Below are 13,216 nucleotides of genomic sequence, written 5' to 3'. Positions count from 1 at the left end.
AGAAGCTCCGGAAAGGAATGGTCAGGGGGCTATGGCAGGACAGAACCTGTTCTTCAGCAAGAGCGACCTCGCCTACGCGGAACTCCGCGACCGGATCCTCTTCGGCACCCTTCCCGCCGGGTCACGGCTCGCCCAGTACGACCTCGCCGAGTCCCTCAACATGAGCATCACGCCCCTGCGCGAGGCCATCCGCCGCCTCAGCAGCGAGGGGCTCGTCACCGTGGAAACCCACCGTGACGTCCGGGTCTCCGTCATGAATTCGGACGAGGCCCGCCAGCTTTTCGAAGTCCGCCTGTCCCTGGACCCGACCGCCGCCGAACTCGCCGCCCGGCGACGTACCGACGACGACATCGCCACGATGCAGGCCGCCGTCGACCGCCTCCTCCCCGTCACCCGCCAATGGGGGGAAGAGGCACTCACGGCCCACCGCGGCTTCCACCAGGCGCTGTACCGGGCCTCGCACAACGACGTCCTCATCCGTCTCCTGGACGACCTGTGGGACAAGTCCGACCGGTACCGGCGCCTCGGCCTCGAACTCCCGCCCGGTGACGAACCCCGCACCCGGGACCTACAGGAACACCACCAACTTGTCTCCCTCATCGTGGAAGGACGCGCCGCCGAAGCCGGCCAGCTGATGCGGGGCCACATCACCCACAGCCTCACCGCCACCGCCATCAGCGCCCTCGAAGACCGCGAGGGCGTTCGCGTGACGTGACGCGCGGACGGGGACTGATGAAAATGCGTGAGCTGGAGTATTTCCTGGCAGTCGTCGACTCCGACGACTTCAACCGTGCCTTCGCCCTGTACGTCTCGTGACCGCCCCTGTCGGTTTCCAGGCAGTCCGTGCGCTGGAGCACGACAGGTCCCGACCCGAACCCGGGTCCGCCAGGAGGGACTTGGGGATCTCGGTCAGCATGAACACCTCGTCCTCGCGGGTGTGCAGGTGGAACGGCGGGGCTTCGCCCTTGGCGACGTCGAAGCGGCCCACGGTGGGTCAGTCGGGAACGCTTCACGGGCGCGGTACGGCAGACACTCGGTACGCCACCCGTGCCCCCGTAGCTCAAGCAGGAAGGGGCGCCGGCCGAGAGCAACGGAGGGGCCAGATCACCAAGCGGGGCAGGCTCACCCAGTAAGCCCTGGCCCCCTCCGCTCACGCATCGCTCACGCAAGCCGGCTCACGGCTTCTCGACCGCCCCTCATGTTCATGTGTCGAGCAGCAGAAAACCCCAGGTCAGAAGCCGTCCGACCTGGGGTTCATCGGAGCCCCCTGTCGGATTCGAACCGACGACCTACGCATTACAAGTGCGTTGCTCTGGCCAACTGAGCTAAGGAGGCGCGTCCGAGAAGTGTAACCGGACCCGATCACCCGTCCTCCGGGAATTTACCCCGTGCAGGAGTGCTGACAGATCGCCGAGCGGCGGGTAGCGTCACCGGGAAGTTCACCCAGGTGGACTAGACCCATCTCCCGCCTCCTTCGGCGGGAGACCCATTCCTTTACTCGGATCGTCCGGCACGTTCCTGCCGGTGAGGGGACACATCGCCATGGCTACTGTCTCGTTCGACAAGGCAACCCGCGTCTACCCGGGCTCCACGAAGCCCGCCGTGGACCAGTTGGAGATCGAGATCGAGGATGGCGAGTTCCTCGTCCTCGTCGGTCCCTCCGGTTGCGGCAAGTCGACCTCCCTGCGCATGCTCGCGGGTCTGGAGGACGTCAACGGCGGCGCCATCCGTATCGGCGAGCGCGATGTCACGCACCTGCCGCCCAAGGACCGCGACATCGCGATGGTGTTCCAGAACTACGCGCTCTACCCGCACATGTCCGTCGCCGACAACATGGGCTTCGCGCTCAAGATCGCCGGTGTGAACAAGGCGGACATCCGTAAGAAGGTCGAGGAGGCCGCGAAGATCCTCGACCTCTCCGAGTACCTGGACCGCAAGCCGAAGGCGCTCTCCGGTGGTCAGCGGCAGCGTGTCGCGATGGGGCGGGCCATCGTGCGGGAGCCGCAGGTGTTCCTCATGGACGAGCCACTGTCGAACCTCGACGCCAAGCTCCGTGTCTCCACCCGTACGCAGATCGCCTCGCTCCAGCGGCGCCTCGGCATCACCACCGTGTACGTGACCCACGACCAGGTCGAGGCCATGACCATGGGCGACCGGGTGGCGGTGCTCAAGGACGGGCTGCTCCAGCAGGTCGACTCGCCGCGCAACATGTACGACCGGCCCAACAACCTCTTCGTCGCCGGCTTCATCGGCTCCCCCGCCATGAACCTGGTCGAGGTGCCGATCACCGACGGCGGTGTGAAGTTCGGCAACAGCGTCGTGCCGGTCTCCCGCGAGGCGCTCTCCGTCGCGTCGGAGAAGGGCGACAAGACCGTCACGGTCGGCGTCCGTCCCGAGCACTTCGACATCGTCGAGGAGGGCGGCACCGCGGGCGCGCTCTCGAAGGACGCCCCGGCCGGACTCGCCGTGACCGTCAACGTCGTCGAGGAACTGGGCGCCGACGGTTACGTGTACGGCACCGCCGAGGTCGGCGGTGAGTCCAAGGACATCGTCGTCCGCGTCAACGGCCGTGCCGTGCCGGACAAGGGTGCCAAGCTGCACGTCGTGCCGCGCGCGGGCGAGACGCACGTCTTCTCGACCTCGACGGGCGAGCGCCTCACCGACTGATCCCGCCCGATCCCGTACCGCGAAGGGCGGAGTCCGGCGCGCCCGCGCCGGTCTCAGGCCCGAATTCGTCCGCACGGCCCCGTACTCCGGTGCGGGGCCGTCGGCGTATTCTGTCGGCCTGTCGCAAATACCGCCCCATAGGGGCCATTTCGGATGCCGCTCGTCAACATCCGATTCGAAAAAACCTATCGAACCGTCCCTCAAGTGAGTGACTAAATGTCGCCAAATCATCACTGACCGCTACGCTCGCCTGCGTGACCCACACAGCCCGCCGTATCGGCCGAACTCTCGCATTCGTACTGCCCGTCGTCCTGGTGCTCTCCGGGACCCTCGCGGTCGCCCGTGTTCCGTGGGCGACCAGCACCACCGAGTCGCAGGTCCTGACGGCCTCCTCGGACACCGCCTCGGTCCGGGCCAAGTCCCGTACCCCCCAGGATGTTCTGCGCGACCAGCTCCTCGTGGAGCTTCAGGAGAAGGATCCGGGGATCGCCCTGACGCACCTTCAGCGGCAGGTCGAGGAGCGCCCCTCGCTCGCGCGGCACTGTGTGTCGATCGCCCGCGCCCTCGGACGCGCCGCGGTCGCCACGTACGGCCCGGCGCGCGCGCAGTCGTTCTCCCGTCCCGTGTGCGACACGTCCTTCGCGTACGGCGTCTCCGAGCAGGCCACGGGGAGCTGATCCCCCGGACCGCGGACGCCCGCACGCCGTCCGCCTCGTTCGCTCCGTACCCGTACCCGTACTCGTACCCGCACCCGGACCGCCCGCTCCCTGGCCGCGAGCCGCCTGACCGCCCCGCCTATCGTTCACGGCATGCATACGTATCCGACACAGGCCGTGGTGCTCGCGGGCGGCCAGGGGTCGCGGCTGCGGCCGTACACCGACGACCGCCCCAAGCCGATGGTCGAGATCCCCGGAACCGGGACCCCGATCATCGGCCATCAGCTCGCCTGGCTCGCCGCCGAGGGCGTGACCGACGCCGTCGTCTCGTGCGGCCATCTCGCCGAGGTCCTCCAGGAGTGGCTGGACTCGGCCGATCTCCCCCTGCGTGTCACCACCGTGGTGGAGGAGGAGCCCCTGGGGCGCGGCGGCGGCCTCAAGCACGCCGCGGGCGGGCTGCCGGATCCCGGGCAGCCCTGGTACGCCACCAACGGCGACATCTGGACGCGCTTCTCGCTGCGCGAGATGGCCGCCTTCCACTTCGAGCGCGACGCGACCGCCACCCTCGCGCTCGCCCGGCCGCGGATCCCCTGGGGAGCCGTCGAGACCGACGAGTTCGGCCATGTCCTCGACTTCATCGAGTCCCCGCCCTCCCCGTATCTGATCAACGCGGGCGTGTACGTGTTCTCCGCGGGCTTCCACGAGCTGCTGCCGGACCGCGGCGACCATGAGCGGACCACCTTCCCCCGGCTGGCCCGGGAGCGCCGTCTCGCGGGCTTCCCGCTGCCCCACGGGGCGTACTGGCGCGCCATCGACACCGCGAAGGACCTCACGGAGGCCGCGAAGGAGCTGGCCGGCGGGTCCCGCTGAGCCCGGACAGGGCGAACAGGAGGAAGGGGGCGGCCATCCCGTGGTCCGGGTGGCCGCCCCCTCGTCGGAGAGCGGGTGTGGCGGTCGCGTCAGCCGAGGAGTCCACCGATGGGGTTACGGTTTCCGCCGCCCCCTGAGGAGCCCCCGGACGAGCCGGTGGCGGGCGCGCCCCCGTCGCCGCCTCCCCCGCCGCTCCCGTCGCCCGTACCGCCCGTGGAGGACGGTCCCTGGCTGCTGGCGGGCGGCGGGGCCTGCTCGGCCGTCCGGGGCGGCTGCTGGACGGCGCCCTGGGTCTGGCTGGGCTGCTGCTGTTGCTGTTGCTGCCCCGTCCGCCCCGTGCCCGTCCCCGTACCGGCCCCGGTGCTCGCGCCGCCGCTCTCCGGCGTCGTACCGGCGCCCGGCGCCGACTCCCGCGCCGACGGGCTGCCCGAGCGGGTCGCTGACGGCGCCGACGACGTACCGCTGGTGGCGCCGCCGCTGTCCGGCGAGCCGGACGCGCCGCCCGACGCGCCGCGCTGCCGCTGCGGCAGCGGCATGCCGGGAAGCTGGTTGACCGGGTCGACGCCCGGGCCCGGCACCCGCACCAGGTCGGAGGAGCGCACGGCCCCGCCCAGCATCGAGCCGATCAGCAGCGTCAGCCCGATGACGACGCTCGCCACGATCGTGCCCCTGCGCAGCACGCGCCGTCGCAGGTCCCAGATCTCGGAGCGCGGTCCGAGCGTGCGCCACGCCTCGCTCGCGAGCCGTCCGTCGACGGAGTAGACGGGCGCGCCCGCGATGATCAGCGGGGACCAGGCGGCCAGATAGATGATGTCGGGCGCGTCGTACGCCGGTACGGTCCGCCAGCTCACCGTCAGCAGCAGCGCCGCCGACAGCAGCGTCCCGACGGAGGCGGCGACCCGCTGCCAGAGGCCGAGGACGGTCAGGACGCCGACGACGATCTGGAGGAAGGCGACGCTGAGCCCCGCGCCGACCGGGTGCGAGAGCGCGAACTCCCGCAGGGGTTCCGCCAGCGCCCACGGGTGCAGCGAGCTGAGCCACTTGACCATGGAGCCGCGCTCGCCGCCGTCGAAGTAGACGGGGTCGCAGAGCTTGCCCATGCCCGCGTAGACGGAGATGAAGCCGAGGAAGACGCGGAGCGGGAGCAGCACCACGCCGAGGTTCATCCGGCGGCCGGGGTAGTAGGCGTGCCGGACGGAGTCGTTGCCGTGGCGCTGGAGGCGCGGGCGCTCGTCGGGGTCGTACCCGAGGTCGTCGTCGAAGTCGAAGCCGGTGCCGGTGTCGTCCACGCCCCGGCCGCCGTACGCTCCCCTGCCCTGCTCGGGCAGGTCGTACGCGCCGACCGCCCGGCGCATGGGCGGCAGCAGCGGCGTGGCCTCCGTACGGGGGCCGCCGACGACGGGGGTCGGCATCGTCGTCTCGGTGTCGGTGCCCGGTCCCGGCCGGGGGATGACCTGCGTGGCGCCGGCCTCGTACCGTCTTCCGGGGCCGTGGGCCCCGCCCGCCGGTACCAGGGCGGAGTTCCGTACGGCCTGGAGGAGCCCGCCGGCCCCGGGGTCGCCCGGCGCCGACTTCCCGCTCCAGACGACGGGCGCCCGCCTCCGTGGCGCCCTGCCGCCGGCGGCGACCGCCGCGCCGGTCATGGCGGGGATGCGCAGGGGGCTGGGGCGCTGAGGCGTTGCGAGCTTCACCCGGAAGCTGGCGTGGTTCACGATGACCTGCGCGGGATCGCAGTCCACCTTGAGCATGCTCAGCGGGGGCTGATCGTCGAACCCGGGCCGGGGCGTTCTGGTGTCCACACTCATCTAACCGAGTGACTTGTGTTTAGGACACTGCCTTGACACGCCTATGTGTCCGAGACCCGTCAAGATCATCAAGCAGGGCCGTTCGGGGGACGGTACGGGGGCGGACGGCGGGCCCGTTCAGGGGGCGGTACGGGGGCGGTCAGGGGCGGTACGGGGTGTGTCCCGACCGCCCCGTGAAGGCTCCGTGAAGGCTCCGTCCCCTCCCCGGTGACCCGTCTCAGGCGCGGTGCCGCGACGCCTCGTACAGCACCACACCCGCCGCGACGCCCGCGTTCAGCGACTCCGCGCCGCCCGGCATCGGGATCCGTACGCGGATGTCGCAGGTCTCCCCGACCAGCCGGGACAGACCCTTGCCCTCGCTGCCGATCACGATCACGACCGGGCCGCTCAGCGCCGCGAGGTCGCCGACCTCCGCCTCGCCGTCCGCGGCGAGACCGACGACCGTGAGACCCGCCTTCTGGTACGCCTCCAGCGTGCGGGTGAGGTTGGTGCAGCGGGCGACCGGCGTGCGGGCCGCCGTACCCGCCGAGGACTTCCAGGCGCCGGCCGTCATCCCGGCGGCGCGCCGCTCCGGTACGACGACGCCGTGGCCGCCGAAGGCGGAGACGGAGCGGACGACGGCGCCCAGGTTGCGCGGGTCCGTCACCCCGTCGAGCGCCACGATCAGCGGGTCCTCGCCCTCGTCGAAGGCGGCGGCGGAGAGGTCGTCCGGGTGCGCGTACTCGTACGGCGGGACCTGGAGGACGAGCCCCTGGTGGTTGAGGCCGTTCGTCATCCGGTCCAGCTCGGGCTTGGGGGCCTCCATGAGGTGGATGCCGCCGCGGTCCGCCGCGAGCTGGAGCGCCTCGCGGACGCGCTCGTCGTTGTCGATGAACTGCTGTACGTAGAGCATCGAGGCGGGCACGCCGTCGCGCAGCGCCTCGAAGACCGGGTTACGGCCGACGACCATCTCGCTGGTGCCCTTGCCGCCGCGCCGGACGACCTGGCGGCGGGCCGTCTGCTTGGCCTTGGCGTTGGCGACGCGGTTCTGGACATGGCCCTTGCGCGCGGACGCGGGCGGTGTCGGGCCCTTCCCTTCCAGGCCGCGGCGTCGCTTGCCACCGCTGCCGACCTGCGCGCCCTTCTTGTTGGACGTACGGCGGTTCCTGCGCTGGCTGTTCCCGGCCATGACCTACCTGTTTCATTGCTTTCGTTACGCGGCTACGCGGCGCCTTCGTTCACGCGGCGTTCATACGTTTTATGTCAGGGTACGTAAGTGTGCCGCCCGGACCACCGGGCGGCACACTTCAGCAGGTCAGCGCGGTCCCAGAGTCCACCGCGGACCCGAGGGCCCGTCCTCGATGACCAGTCCGGTCTGCTGGAGCTGGTCCCGGATCCCGTCCGCCGTACCCCAGTCCTTGCGGCCCCGCGCCGCCTCGCGCTGCTCCAGCACGAGCCGTACGAGCGTGTCCACGACGCCGTGCAGATCCGCGCCGCGGTCGGTCTCGCCGGCCCAGTGCGGGTCGAGCGGGTCCAGGCCGAGGACGCCGAGCATGGCCCGTACCTCCGCGAGCCGGGCGACGGCCGCCTCCTTGTCGTCGGCGGCGAGCGCGGAGTTGCCCTGGCGGACGGTGGTGTGGACGATCGCGAGGGCCTGCGGGACGCCCAGGTCGTCGTCCATGGCCTCGGCGAAGGCGGGCGGCACCTCGTCCGCGGGGGCGACGGCCTTCCCCGCTTTCTCGGTGACCCGCTGCACGAAGCCCTCGATCCGCGCGAACGCGGACTCGGCCTCGCGCAGGGCCTCCTCGCTGTACTCGATCATCGAGCGGTAGTGCGGGGTGCCGAGGTAGTAGCGGAGCACGATGGGGCGCCAGTGCTTGACCATCTCGGAGACCAGCACCGAGTTGCCGAGCGACTTGGACATCTTCTCGCCGCTCATGGTGACCCACGCGTTGTGCACCCAGTACTTCGCGAACTCGTCGCCGTACCCCTTGGCCTGCGCGATCTCGTTCTCGTGGTGCGGGAAGATCAGGTCGAGGCCGCCGCCGTGGATGTCGAAGGCGGAGCCCAGGTACTTGTGGGCCATCGCCGAGCACTCCAGGTGCCAGCCGGGCCGGCCGCGGCCCCAGGGCGTCTCCCAGGAGGGCTCGCCGGGTTTGACGGCCTTCCACATCGCGAAGTCGCGCTGGTCGCGCTTGCCGGTCTCGCCCTCGCCGGACGGCTGGCGCAGATCGTCCAGTTCCTGGTTGGACAGCTCCAGATAGCCGGGGAAGGACCGGACGTCGAAGTAGACGTTGCCGTCGGCCTCGTACGCGTGGCCGCGCTCGATCAGGCCGCGCATCATCTCGATCATCTCGGTGATGTGGCCGGTGGCGCGCGGCTCGTACGTGGGCGGCAGGCAGCCGAGCACGTCGTAACCGGAGTTGAAGGCGCGCTCGTTCTCGTAGCCGATGGACCACCACGGGCGGCCCTGGTCGGCCGACTTGGCGATGATCTTGTCGTCGATGTCCGTGACGTTGCGGATGAACGTCACGTCGTAGCCGCGGTGCTCGAACCAGCGGCGCATGATGTCGAAGTTCAGTCCCGACCGGATGTGCCCGATGTGCGGGGCGGCCTGCACGGTGGCGCCACACAGGTAGATCGAGACGCAGCCCGGGACGAGCGGGGTGAAGTCACGGATCTGCCGGGCGCCGGTGTCGTACAGCCGAATAGTCACGCGACAAGGGTAGTGCGCCCGGGGCAGTGCCCCGCGACCCTTTGGGCCACGGGGACACCGAAGCGTGACATTGACGCCCCCGGTCATGTGTCACGGTCACCTGGCGCGGACGCCCGTCACGGCGTTGCGGCCGGGGCGGGCGGGGCGGACGGGTCCGCGGTGGTTCAGAGCCTGCCGACGACCTTGCGGGGCGTGATGCGGACGACGACCCGCGTGTTGTCCTCCCCGGCGCTCGGGTTGAACGCGGCGTACGGCTTGCCCGTGTACTTCAGGGACAGCTCGTCGATCAGCTCCTGGCCGCCCTCGGTGGTGAGCGCCGCCGTGCCCCGGATCTCCGCGTAGGTGTACGGGGCGTCGGCGGGCTGCACGACGACGGTGACCCGGGGGTCGCGGCGCAGGTTCTTCTCCTTCTGGCGGTCGACCGTGGTGGAGATCAGTACGTCGTCCCCGTCGCGCTTCACCCATACAGGTGAAACCTGCGGGCTTCCGTCGGGCTGGATGGTGGCGATGTTGACGAAGATGGGGGTGTCGAGGAGCTTCTTGAGGTCGTCGGAGAGTGCGGCTGTCATGACTGCCTTCCTGCTGCTGCCGAACGGTTGATGAATACCGGACGATGATCGCCCGATCCGGTCACTCCCGCCGGTATTTCGCGCCGTTCGGGCTCAGTCCGCCGCGTGAGGGCCGCGGTCCGCCACGTTCGGCCCCGGTCCGCCGGGTTCCGGCTCAGCCCGCCGCGTTGGGGCCGCGGTCCGCCGGGACCGTACGGACCACCAGCGCCGTGGCGATCGCCGCCAGCCCCTCGCCGCGTCCCGTGAAACCGAGGCCGTCGGAGGTGGCGGCGGAGACCGCGACCGGCGCGCCGACCGCCTCGGAGAGCACCTTCTGCGCCTCGTCCCGGCGCTTGCCGATCTTCGGCCGCGTACCGACGACCTGGACGGCGACGTTGCCGATCGCGAAGCCCTCCGCGCGGACGATCCGGGCCGCCTCCTTGAGGAGGGTGACGCCGGGGGCCCCGGACCACTCGGGGCGACCCGTGCCGAAGTGCGCGCCGAGGTCGCCGAGGCCGGCGGCGGAGAAGAGCGCGTTGCAGGCCGCGTGCGCGACCACGTCCGCGTCGGAGTGGCCGGCCAGCCCGGGTCCCTCGCCCTCCCAGAGCAGGCCCGCGCACCACAGCTCGCGGCCCTCCTCGAAGGCGTGGATGTCGGTGCCGATGCCCACCTGCGGCAGCGGCGCCATCGGCGCGGGGTGGGCCTCTTCAGGGCGCTCAGAAGCCATCGGTGAGCCTCCTCCGGGCGAGAACCGCCTCGGCCAGCACCAGATCCAGCGGCCTGGTCACCTTGAACGCCTCCTCGTGTCCTGGCACGACCACCACGGGCGCGCCGAGCCGCTCGACCATACCGGCGCAGTCCGTCGCGCCCTCACCCACCTGCGCCACCGTCCGGTGCGCGCGCTCCAGCGTGGCGCGGTCGAAGCCCTGCGGGGTCTGTACGGCGCGCAGCAGGGCCCGATCGGGGGTGGCGACGACCGGCTCCGGCTCGCCCTTCTCCCGGGGCTCGACCTGCTTGACGGTGTCGGCCAGCGGCAGCGCGGGGACGACGGCGGGCGCACCGTCCCGTACGGCCTCGATGACGGCGTCCACGGTCTCGACCGGGACCAACGGGCGGGCCGCGTCATGGACGAGGACGCTGGTGACGGCCTCGGGCAGGGCGTCGATGCCGAGCCGTACGGACTCCTGGCGGGTCTCGCCGCCGGGCACGACGAGGTAGTCGGTGCGCTCGGGCAGGGCGTGCGCGTCGAGGAGGTTCTTCACCTCGGGCGCGCCGTCCGGCGGGGCGACCACGACGACGAGCGAGACGGCGCGCGAGGCGGCCATCGCGCGGACGGCGTGGATCAGCATCGGTGTGCCGCCCAGCGCGCGCAGCGCCTTGGGGGCGCCTGGACCGAGCCGTACGCCCCGGCCTGCGGCGGGGATCACCGCGGCGGTGCGGTGGGAGCGGGGTTCCTCAGACATCGCATGCACTCCGGCGGGTTCGTTCTGGCTTTGTTCCGGCAGGTTTGTTTCCGCGGCCGACATGGGTAGGGGCTCAGCGAGCCGGGCGCGACGCCTTGACCGGACCCTTCCGTGACCAGGGTCGAGACGGTCGCCGCACCGGCCACCCGAGGGCCTCGGCGTCGGACGTACGAACGCACGACGCGCCGCGCACGAAGCGCGACGCGACATCCACACATCCGGGGGCGCGTGGGTATGAAGACGAGGGCATGAAGCGTGAAAACGTGGACATGAGCGTGCCACGAAACGAACATGGACACGATCATGCATAGACGCGACCATGCCGGACACGAACATGCCGCAGTGCCCGACGACTCGGCTTTCCCCCAAAAACCGGCCAACGGGCACCACGGCATTCACTGCACGGCATTCACTGCTTCACTTCACATCGCGCGTGTGCGTGCGTCGCGTTCAGTTCAGGACACGCAGTTCAGGACGCGAGGACCTCGTCGAGCAGAGCCTCGGCCTTGTCTTCATTCGTGTTCTCCGCGAGAGCCAGCTCGCTGACAAGAATCTGCCGCGCCTTGGCGAGCATGCGCTTCTCACCCGCGGAGAGTCCGCGCTCGCGCTCCCGGCGCCACAGGTCGCGGACCACTTCGGCGACCTTGATGACGTCGCCGGAGGCGAGCTTCTCGAGATTTGCCTTGTAGCGACGGGACCAGTTCGTCGGCTCTTCCGCGTACGGCGCCCTGAGCACCTCGAAGACCCGGTCCAGCCCGTCCTGACCGACCACATCGCGTACGCCGACGAACTCCGCATTGTCCGCCGGTACACGCACCGTCAAGTCGCCCTGGGCGACCTTGAGCACCAAGTAGGTCTTGTCCACGCCTTTGATCTGGCGAGTTTCGATGGCCTCGATCAGCGCGGCCCCGTGATGGGGATAGACCACGGTGTCGCCAACCTTGAACGTCATGTGACAGGTACCCCTTCCGTGGCTATCCAGGGTAACACGAGAATGGCTTCTTCTGAATGGCGTTTTCGCAGGTCAGGGCGCATCTCGGGGCTTGACAACAGCGCCAGGAACGTGCTGCGAGCGGCTTCCGGAAGGGGGTATTCGCAGGTCGGAGCCGCTGCACGGGGGCGCGGAAACGCCCACGTTACGTGCGGCACGACCCCCTCAGCGGAGGACTAACGTCCCGTTTTGCCGGATTCAGGCAGCGGAACTTCCCGTACCGCGTTCGGCTGTCGCTCACCCGTACGAACAGAAGTGTGGCGGGGGTACGACAGAAGTGCGACGGAAGTGCGCGGGAATCCGAATTCGATCACGGTCGCGCGTGCCACGGTATTCGTAAGGAATGCGAGGGCGGCCCGGATAATCGATCACCGGATTTATGTGAACGGCGTGCGAAACGAGAGGAAGATCAACCGTCGGCCGATCATCGACGGGGACGGGGCCGGAACCCGCGACCGACGGCGAAACGGACGGGCGGTGCCGGGAGGCGGGTCGGGTGCGGGGCGGCGAGGGCGGCTCGGTAACCTGAGGGCGCCGGTGCGCCTTTGGCCCGTCTTGAGGTTCTCGGCTCGCTGCTCGCACCCGTATCACCGCAGCACTCGTATCACCGCAACACTCGTTCCGCAGCAGCACCCGTATCACCGCAGCACTTGTTCCACCCGCACCACCGCAGCATCACATCGTCCACAGCCCTCCGTCCGTACGTCCTAGGAGATGCCGCCGCCGTGAGCCGCAGCCTTCGACGCGGCGCCCTCGCCGCTTCTGCCCTCGTGTTCTCGCTTGCCTCGCTCACCGCGTGCGGCGCCGGCAACAACGCGCAGACACTCGGCGTCAAGCCGGACAACGCCGCCACGTCCGTCGACAAGATCACCCTCCAGAACATCACGGTGGTCACCCAGCCCGAGGCCGACGCGGAGGGTCCCGCGGTCGTCACCGGCACCGTCTTCAACAACGACACGAGCGCGCAGACCCTCGACTCGGTGAAGCTCCCGGGCACCAGCGCCACGGTGAAGCTCGCGCCCGCCAAGGGCTCCGGGCCGATCACCGTCCCGGGGCTCGGCTCGGTCCAGCTCGGCGGTGCGGGCAATGCCTCGGCCGTGGTCGAGAACGGCCGCGAGGCCGCGAAGAACGGCGACGCGCAGAAGGTCGTGTTCTCGTTCAGCAAGACCGGCGAGGTCGCGCTGCGCGCGTTCGTCTTCCCGTCGGACAGCTACTTCAAGGGCGTCGGCCCCAGCTCCGCCCCGTCCGGGGGCACCCCCAGCGGCAGCCCGTCGGGCGAGAAGACGTCCGGCGCCGGTGCGGCGGGCGAGGACGCTCCGGGAACCCCGTCGAACTCCACCTCGGCCGACGCGGAGACGGACACGAGCACGGACACGGACACGGGTACGGCCCACTGAGGCACGAGCTCGGCAGTACGGATACGGCGTTGGGGGGGGGGGGGGGGGGGGGGGGGGGGGGGGGCCCCCCCCCGGCGGGGGGGGGGGCGGGGGGCGGGGGGGCCGGGGGGGGGGGGGGGGGGGT

General features: G+C 70.6%; 12 protein-coding genes and 1 tRNA gene. 5 read left to right on the top strand and 8 right to left on the bottom strand.

Annotated elements, in window-relative coordinates; all coding sequences use genetic code 11:
* Positions 1 to 31: 31 nt before the first annotated feature.
* A complete protein-coding gene (locus ACIBJC_RS37165) occupies positions 32 to 715 on the top strand; it encodes a GntR family transcriptional regulator (protein ID WP_399300701.1) in 684 nt (227 codons plus the stop codon).
* Between the two features lie 546 nt (positions 716 to 1,261).
* On the opposite strand, the gene ACIBJC_RS37160 is transcribed toward ACIBJC_RS37165, so the two are convergent.
* Positions 1,262 to 1,335: transfer RNA gene (locus ACIBJC_RS37160), tRNA-Thr, on the bottom strand.
* A 207-nt stretch (positions 1,336 to 1,542) separates the two neighbouring features.
* On the opposite strand from ACIBJC_RS37160, the gene ACIBJC_RS37155 reads away from it, so the two are divergent.
* From ACIBJC_RS37155 to ACIBJC_RS37145, 3 genes are all read left to right on the top strand, one after another.
* On the top strand, positions 1,543 to 2,667 hold the full coding sequence (locus ACIBJC_RS37155; protein ID WP_399300698.1) for an ABC transporter ATP-binding protein: 1,125 nt from the start codon (positions 1,543 to 1,545) through the stop codon (positions 2,665 to 2,667).
* A gap of 254 nt (positions 2,668 to 2,921) precedes the next feature.
* A complete protein-coding gene (locus tag ACIBJC_RS37150; protein WP_329824842.1) occupies positions 2,922 to 3,344 on the top strand; it encodes a hypothetical protein in 423 nt (140 codons plus the stop codon).
* A 132-nt stretch (positions 3,345 to 3,476) separates the two neighbouring features.
* On the top strand, positions 3,477 to 4,193 hold the full coding sequence (locus tag ACIBJC_RS37145; protein WP_399300694.1) for an NDP-sugar synthase: 717 nt from the start codon (positions 3,477 to 3,479) through the stop codon (positions 4,191 to 4,193).
* Between the two features lie 89 nt (positions 4,194 to 4,282).
* Here ACIBJC_RS37145 and ACIBJC_RS37140 read toward each other — a convergent pair whose 3' ends face one another.
* From ACIBJC_RS37140 to ACIBJC_RS37110, 7 genes are all read right to left on the bottom strand, one after another.
* On the bottom strand, positions 4,283 to 5,998 hold the full coding sequence (locus ACIBJC_RS37140; protein WP_399300691.1) for a DoxX family protein: 1,716 nt from the start codon (positions 5,996 to 5,998) through the stop codon (positions 4,283 to 4,285).
* Between the two features lie 217 nt (positions 5,999 to 6,215).
* Entirely contained in the window at positions 6,216 to 7,166 is a 951-nt protein-coding gene (gene rlmB / locus ACIBJC_RS37135) for a 23S rRNA (guanosine(2251)-2'-O)-methyltransferase RlmB (RefSeq protein WP_329824840.1), read from the bottom strand.
* Between the two features lie 126 nt (positions 7,167 to 7,292).
* Positions 7,293 to 8,693 (bottom strand): cysteine--tRNA ligase, encoded by a 1,401-nt coding sequence (gene cysS / locus ACIBJC_RS37130; RefSeq protein ID WP_399300687.1) that lies wholly within the window; start codon positions 8,691 to 8,693, stop codon positions 7,293 to 7,295.
* A gap of 164 nt (positions 8,694 to 8,857) precedes the next feature.
* Complete coding sequence (locus ACIBJC_RS37125; protein WP_399300684.1) at positions 8,858 to 9,262, bottom strand: PPOX class F420-dependent oxidoreductase; 405 nt, start codon at positions 9,260 to 9,262, stop codon at positions 8,858 to 8,860.
* A 154-nt stretch (positions 9,263 to 9,416) separates the two neighbouring features.
* On the bottom strand, positions 9,417 to 9,968 hold the full coding sequence (gene ispF, locus ACIBJC_RS37120; RefSeq protein ID WP_399300681.1) for a 2-C-methyl-D-erythritol 2,4-cyclodiphosphate synthase: 552 nt from the start codon (positions 9,966 to 9,968) through the stop codon (positions 9,417 to 9,419).
* Positions 9,958 to 10,704 carry a 2-C-methyl-D-erythritol 4-phosphate cytidylyltransferase gene (ispD, locus tag ACIBJC_RS37115; RefSeq protein WP_399300676.1) on the bottom strand — a complete coding sequence of 249 codons (747 nt, stop codon included), beginning with the start codon at positions 10,702 to 10,704 and terminating at the stop codon, positions 9,958 to 9,960. The genes ispF and ispD overlap by 11 nt, the downstream gene beginning before the upstream one ends.
* A gap of 469 nt (positions 10,705 to 11,173) precedes the next feature.
* Positions 11,174 to 11,656 (bottom strand): CarD family transcriptional regulator, encoded by a 483-nt coding sequence (locus tag ACIBJC_RS37110; protein WP_003953493.1) that lies wholly within the window; start codon positions 11,654 to 11,656, stop codon positions 11,174 to 11,176.
* A gap of 764 nt (positions 11,657 to 12,420) precedes the next feature.
* Between ACIBJC_RS37110 and ACIBJC_RS37105 the strand changes: the two genes are divergently transcribed.
* Positions 12,421 to 13,092 carry a DUF461 domain-containing protein gene (locus tag ACIBJC_RS37105; RefSeq protein WP_399300673.1) on the top strand — a complete coding sequence of 224 codons (672 nt, stop codon included), beginning with the start codon at positions 12,421 to 12,423 and terminating at the stop codon, positions 13,090 to 13,092.
* Positions 13,093 to 13,216 lie beyond the last annotated feature (124 nt).

The organism is Streptomyces sp. NPDC050509 (assembly GCF_044457965.1).
GTDB lineage: Bacteria > Actinomycetota > Actinomycetes > Streptomycetales > Streptomycetaceae > Streptomyces.
This window is presented reverse-complemented; position numbering and strand designations above follow the sequence as displayed.